Here is a 6,235-nt window from a genome sequence, read left to right as displayed (position 1 = left end):
TCGCTGTAGCTCCGCTGGCGGCCACGCTTGCCTGTCGGTGAGGCCTCCCAGATTGTCTCTGGGTCGAACCAGATTGTCAGCGAGCCCCGGCGCTTGAGCGCTTCATTGTAGGCTGGCCAGTTCGTGGTCTTGTAGGTCGGGGGTATGTGTCTGCTCATGCATCCCAGCTACCACGCTGGATTCACGAGATGAATCCCTCACAGGATTTGTGCAACAGAGCCGCCAAAATGTAATGACATCAGGAAAAGATCTATTACTTTTTCAAAAACTTCGCAACAGAATTAAGAAAGCCTGTCTTGAAGAGCATTTTGTTTTTCTTGGTAAATTGAATTCTGATGAATTGACAAATGTTCTGTCTTGCTCGGATGCGTTTATATTTCCCTCGGTTTTCGAAAATTATCCAAATGCACTTCTTGAGACGCTTCCCTTTTCCCGCCCGACACTTATCTCAAAACATGGCTGTATGGAGGAAATAACAACTGGGTTTAAGGATATTTTTGTTTTCGACCCAAACTGTGTCGATGAAAATTTAGTTTTAGATTTCTTGCATGCTACACTTGCAAAAAAAGGATTAAGCGACGAATCTGAGTCGACTAATCGCCTTGGAATACTTTCGAGCAGGCAAAAGCAAATGTGCGACTGGTATTTTAATATGTCAGATATCCACAAGACTAAAGAGCCCGCGGTGGAATTATCGTCCGATTTAACGGTCGGCTTTATTGTTCCTGTTTTTCAAAACTACTCGTTTCTTTCAGAAACACTTGTATCATGCATCGCCTCAAAGAAACAGGGTGACAAAATAGTGGTCGTCGATGACGGCTCTGATCCTGCCAATGCTGATGCGATAAAGTCAATTTGTAGAAAGCATGGAGTCGAGTATTTATCTTTAGATCGTAACAGTGGTCCGTTGGCTGCAAGGATCGCAGGTGCTCGCAATTGCAATACTGACCTTATCCAATTCTGCGATTCTGACGACATATTGGAGCCTTCAGGAATTTTTTTGTGCCGAACTGCATTTCAAAAAGACCGATCTCTTGGTGCCTTGTGTGGGGTAATGGCTTGCTTTGGCACCGAAGCACACCTTTGGGTGCCAAGGAACGGCCATATTTGGACAGGACTTCATGATAATTTTTCACATTCGGGTGCTATGTTTAATCGAGCGCAATTTCTAGAAGCGTTTAGCGCTGAACCACCTAATGTGGAGGTCAATGAGGATTGGTTGGCAAATCTTATACTTATCGCGTCTGGATGCAAGTTTCGCATGACGCCAGAGATCACTTATCATTATCGTAGGTTTCCACAATCGCGGAGTAGCGTAAATAGTCATCATTTTTTCTCTGTCCAGAAAACTATGGTGGAAAAAACATGGCGCTCACTTAACTTTTTCGATCAGGCAATCGCTTCGCGGATACGATTAATGCATGAATTTACAGAAAATAATACACATGAACAACTTAAGTTGGCACGCAAAAAGCCGCACAAAATTATGGTTGATTTGATTTTGTTCAGAGTATTGACAGCCTTAAGTGAGCTCACTGGTATTCTACCTCAGCGCCGGATCTCGAAGTTTAAGAGGTCCGCTGCAAAGCGCGACCCAGATAGGTAGGGTCAGGAGTCATTGATTTCCGTTCCAATGCGTGTTTCACTGGTCCGAAAACGGAACGCTGACATGAGCGATCTATACAGGCTGAGCGACATGCAGATGGCCAAGCTGGAACCCTTTTTCGTTAGTGTCCGCGCAAGTGGCATAACTTCTGCGCTTTGAAAGGCGTAATCCCGGGTGGCCATCGAGGAGTCTTCTCAAGGTGGAGTTTCGATGCTTCAACCACGACCCTCACCGAGGACAGGTGCCCCAAGGTCTTGCTGTCGGCATGCGCATTGGCTGCCGCCGCCATGGTCTGGTGATGAATCCCGAGGCTAAATCATTAAAATATGGTAAACGTAAAATCGTAACCTGTTGAAAACAAATAATCCGAAAGATGTCCCATCGTGGGACATGCCCACGGCTACCCCCTCGCTCAGGATGCTTTGGACCGCGCTGGGATAGGCGCGGCGCGGCTGGCCGCCCATTTGTCCAGCATCGCCTGCGCCGCGCTCAGCAGATGACGGCGCAGCGCGCGTTCCGCCGCCGGCCCGTCCCGCTCGACAATCGCCTCGACGATCTGGTCATGCTCCGTGTTGGACCAGGCGATCCGCGCCGCATCCGCCAGTTGCGAGCGACGGAACGGGGCCAGCTTCATCCGCATCGTTTCCGCCATCTCGGCGAAATCCTCGTTATGGCTGCCCGCATAGATCAACTGGTGAAACCGCGTATTCGCCTCCTCATAGCCCGCCGTATCGCCGGACCGGGCCATCCGGGCCATCGCCTCGTGTTCCCGCAGCAGGGCCGCGCGCTCTTCCATCGTCATGCGCTGCGCCGCGAAACGCCCGCACAGCGCTTCGATCTCGCCCATCGCCTCGAACAACTGGTCGATCCGCTCGGGTGAGATTTCGCTGACCACTACGCCCTTGTAAGGCTGCCGCACCGCCAGCGACCGCGCCACGACGATCTGCAACGCCTCGCGCACGGGGGTGCGGGACACCCCGAACCGCCGCGCCAGCGCCGCCTCGTCCAGACGCGTGCCAGAGGCGATCTGCCCCAGCAGGATCTCGGCCTCCAGATCGGTGGCAATGGACTGGCTCAAAACCTGTTTCGGGCTGCTTGGTGCTGCGGACATGGAATGCTCTTTCCTCTTGTGCACAAATTACCCCGGTTTCGCCTGACCGCATACGGAAAGATGCCGCCAGCGGTCAATATGCGACCCGGCGTGCCACAGCGGCCACCCGGACCGCCATGCCCCGCCGTCTTCACCCTTGCCATGCCGGGGCGCGCGGCGGATAAGCGGGCGCATGACAGACAGCACGACATTCGAGATCTTTCTGGCCGTCCCTCCGGGGCTTGAAACCACGCTGGCCGAGGAGGCCGCAGCGCTTGGCTTTCCCGCCCCCGTCACCGTGCCCGGTGGCGTGACCTTTCAGGGGGGCTGGCCCGATGTCTGGCGCGCCAACCTGTCCCTGCGCGGCGCAACCCGCGTTCTGGCGCGGATCGGGTCTTTCCGCGTGATGCATCTGGCGCAACTGGACAAACGCGCGCGCAAATTCGACTGGGCCGCCGTGCTGCGCCCCGATGTGCCTGTCCGCGTTGAAGTGACGTGCAAAGCCTCGAAAATCTATCACGCCGGGGCCGCGAAACAGCGGATCGAAGCAGCGCTGCGCGAAACATTGGGGGTCGAGGTGCTGACGGGACCGGCGGTCGAGGATGCGCCCGGTGCCGACACCGCCTCCGAAATCCGCCTGAAAGCGCGGATCGAGGATGATCTGTGCACCTTCAGCATCGACACGACAGGAGAGTCCCTGCACAAGCGCGGCCACAAGCAGGCCATGGCCAAGGCCCCCTTGCGCGAAACGCTGGCGGCACTTTTCCTGCGCCAATGCGGCTATGACGGCACGGAACCCGTGGTCGATCCGATGTGCGGCTCCGGCACCTTCGTGATCGAGGCGGCGGAACAGGCCCTTGGCCTGCTGCCGGGGCGGGGTCGAAGCTATGCCTTTGAAAAGCTTGCAAGTTTTAATGTCCCATCGTGGGACATTCTGAAAAAGACCACCTCCGTCCGCGAAACGGGGCTGCGGTTCTACGGCTCTGACCGCGACGCCGGCGCCATCCGCGCCGCCACCGCAAACGCCGAACGGGCCGGCGTGGCCGGGATCACCAGCTTTCACTGCCATGCAATCAGCGACCTGCCCCGCCCCGACGGCCCCCCCGGTCTGGTCATGGTGAACCCGCCCTATGGCGCCCGCATCGGCGAGAAGAAACTCCTCTTCGCCCTCTACGGCGCCCTGGGCAAAACCCTGACCGAGCGCTTCCGTGGCTGGCGCGTGGGCGTGGTGACCAGTGACCCGGCGCTGGCCAAGGCCACCGCCCTGCCCTTCCTGCCCCCCGCCCCGCCCGTGTCCAATGGCGGGCTGAAGGTCACGCTTTACCGCACTACCCCCTTGCCCTGATACTGCCGCCGCAACGCAACAGGAATCGCCCCATGCCCCACCCCCTCGTGACCCAGCAGGATATTGAAGATTATCAGCGTGACGGGGTCGTTCTGATCCGGGGCCTGTTCAAGGATCACGTGGACACCCTCGCCGCCGGGATCGCGCGCAACATGGCCGACCCCGGCCCCTATGCCGCCGAGAACCTCAAGGCCGGAGAAGGAGGCCGCTTCTTCGATGACTACTGCAACTGGCAGCGCATCCCGGAATTCGAAGCGGTGATCCGCCAGTCCCCCGCCGCCGCCGTCGCCGCCGAGCTGATGGGCTCGGACAAGGTGCAACTCTTCCACGACCATATCCTCGTCAAGGAACCCGGCACCTCCAAGCCGACACCCTGGCATCAGGACGGCCCCTATTACTTTGTCGAAGGCCGCCAGACCGTCAGCTTCTGGTCGCCCCTCGATCCCGTGCGCGAGGCCAGCCTGCGCTGTGTCGCCGGATCACATCTCTGGCCGCGCCCCGTCCTGCCCACCCGCTGGCTCTCCGAGGAGAATTTCTACCCCGATGCCGAGGCCTATATGCCCGTCCCCGATCCGGATGCCGAAGGGATGGAGATCCGCGAATGGCACATGGAACCCGGCGACGCCGTAGCCTTCCATTACAGCACCCTGCACGGCGCGCGCGGGAACGAGACCGCCCAGCGCCGCCGCGCGTTTTCCCTGCGGCTGGTGGGCGATGACGCGCGTTATGTGAAACGGCCCGGCCGCACCTCGCCGCCCTTTCCGGGGCATGACATGCAGCCCGGTCAAAAGCTGCGTGAGGACTGGTTCCCGGTGCTTTACAGCCGGTGATCCTTGCCGCCACGGCAGGGCTTTCGCGCCACCCGGCACGGGCCTAATCTGCCGCGATCAAGACAGCGAAAGCCACCGATGCGCCTGCCGGTCCTGTTCATCCTGATCACGGTGATGATCGACGCCATGGGGATCGGGCTGATCCTGCCCGTGATGCCCGACCTCATCCGCGAGACGACAGGCGGCACGCTGGCGCAGGCGGCCATCTGGGGCGGCATCCTGTCCACCGCCTTTGCCGCGATGCAATTCCTGTTCGGCCCCATCCTTGGCGGGCTGTCCGACCGGTTCGGGCGCCGGCCCGTGCTGCTGGTCTCGCTTCTGGTGATGGCGGCGGATTATGTGGTGATGGCGCTGGCCGGATCAATCTGGCTCTTGCTGGCGGGCCGGATCGTGGGCGGGATCACGGCCGCCACCCACTCCACCGCCTCGGCCTATATGGCCGACATCTCGGCCCCACATGAGAAGGCGCGCAATTTCGGCCTGATCGGAGCCGCCTTCGGGATGGGCTTCGTGCTGGGTCCGGTGATGGGCGGACTGCTGGCCGAATGGGGCACCCGCGCGCCCTTCATCGCAGCCGCCCTGCTGGCCCTGGCCAATGCCGCCTTCGGCTGGCTGGTGCTGCGTGAAACCGTGACCGACCGCATCCGTCGCCCCTTCCAATGGGGCCGCGCCAATCCGTTCGGCGCGATCCGCGCGGTGTCGAAGCTGGGTGGGGTAGGATCGCTGATCTGGGTCTATTTTCTCTATCATTTCGCCACGGTCGTCTATCCGGCGATCTGGGCCTATTTCACAGCGGCACGGTTTGGCTGGTCCCCGGGTCTGATCGGAGTGTCGCTGGCGGTCTATGGCCTGTCTCTGGCGGTGGCACAGGGCACACTGGTCGGCCCCGCAATCCGTCTCTTTGGCGATGCACGGACCGTTCTTCTGGGGCTGCTGATCCAGATCATCTCGCTGGTGATCCTTGGGTTCATCGCCTCGGGCAACCTGCTGTTGATGCTGATCCCGGTCACAGCCATCGGTGCGATCGGCCTGCCTGCCCTGCAAGGTATCCTGTCCCGCGCTGTCGCGGATAATGCACAGGGCGAGTTGCAGGGCGTGCTGACCAGCCTGACCTCGGTGGCGATGGTGGTGGCCCCTCTGGTCATGACGCAGACCTTCGCGCAATTCACCCGCGCGGATGCCGGCCTTTACCTGCCCGGAGCACCTTTCCTGTTGTCGGCGGTGATCATGACCTTGGCTGCGGTGATCTATCAGATGCGCGGGCGCCAGATCACAGGCTGACCCCGATGGTTTCCGACACGGGAGCGGTTGTTTTGCGCTTGCACGGCTGTTCCGGCGCGGGCAGGTTCGGGCACAACGCAAGG

At 59.6% G+C, this 6,235-nt stretch carries 5 protein-coding genes and 1 pseudogene; 4 read left to right on the top strand and 2 right to left on the bottom strand.

The window, feature by feature from the left end; all coding sequences use genetic code 11:
* Positions 1-158, bottom strand: a pseudogene (locus tag PVW27_RS04325) (IS5/IS1182 family transposase); the annotation flags it as partial.
* 50 nt (positions 159-208) lie between these two features.
* Between PVW27_RS04325 and PVW27_RS04320 the strand changes: the two are divergent.
* On the top strand, positions 209-1,606 hold the full coding sequence (locus PVW27_RS04320; protein ID WP_274555419.1) for a glycosyltransferase: 1,398 nt from the start codon (positions 209-211) through the stop codon (positions 1,604-1,606).
* 412 nt (positions 1,607-2,018) lie between these two features.
* Here PVW27_RS04320 and PVW27_RS04315 read toward each other — a convergent pair whose 3' ends face one another.
* Complete coding sequence (locus tag PVW27_RS04315) at positions 2,019-2,717, bottom strand: GntR family transcriptional regulator (protein ID WP_274555418.1); 699 nt, start codon at positions 2,715-2,717, stop codon at positions 2,019-2,021.
* Positions 2,718-2,889: 172 nt separating this feature from the next.
* Between PVW27_RS04315 and PVW27_RS04310 the strand changes: the two genes are divergently transcribed.
* From PVW27_RS04310 to PVW27_RS04300, 3 genes are all read left to right on the top strand, one after another.
* Entirely contained in the window at positions 2,890-4,041 is a 1,152-nt protein-coding gene (locus PVW27_RS04310) for a THUMP domain-containing class I SAM-dependent RNA methyltransferase (RefSeq protein ID WP_274555416.1), read from the top strand.
* A 32-nt stretch (positions 4,042-4,073) separates the two neighbouring features.
* Positions 4,074-4,871 carry a phytanoyl-CoA dioxygenase family protein gene (locus PVW27_RS04305; protein WP_274555414.1) on the top strand — a complete coding sequence of 266 codons (798 nt, stop codon included), beginning with the start codon at positions 4,074-4,076 and terminating at the stop codon, positions 4,869-4,871.
* A 78-nt stretch (positions 4,872-4,949) separates the two neighbouring features.
* Entirely contained in the window at positions 4,950-6,152 is a 1,203-nt protein-coding gene (locus PVW27_RS04300) for a TCR/Tet family MFS transporter (protein ID WP_274555412.1), read from the top strand.
* The last annotated feature ends 83 nt before the right edge of the window (positions 6,153-6,235 follow it).

The sequence above is a fragment of the Seohaeicola sp. 4SK31 genome (assembly GCF_028802875.1).
Taxonomy (GTDB): Bacteria; Pseudomonadota; Alphaproteobacteria; order Rhodobacterales; family Rhodobacteraceae; genus Seohaeicola.
This window is presented reverse-complemented; position numbering and strand designations above follow the sequence as displayed.

What these genes read in the sequence shown, in the direction of transcription:
- PVW27_RS04315 (WP_274555418.1), bottom strand. Translation starts at nt 2,717, where the DNA reads ATGTCCGCAGCACCAAGCAGCCCGAAACAGGTTTTGAGCCAGTCCATT.
- PVW27_RS04310 (WP_274555416.1), top strand. Translation starts at nt 2,890, where the DNA reads ATGACAGACAGCACGACATTCGAGATCTTTCTGGCCGTCCCTCCGGGG.
- PVW27_RS04305 (WP_274555414.1), top strand. Translation starts at nt 4,074, where the DNA reads ATGCCCCACCCCCTCGTGACCCAGCAGGATATTGAAGATTATCAGCGT.
- PVW27_RS04300 (WP_274555412.1), top strand. Translation starts at nt 4,950, where the DNA reads ATGCGCCTGCCGGTCCTGTTCATCCTGATCACGGTGATGATCGACGCC.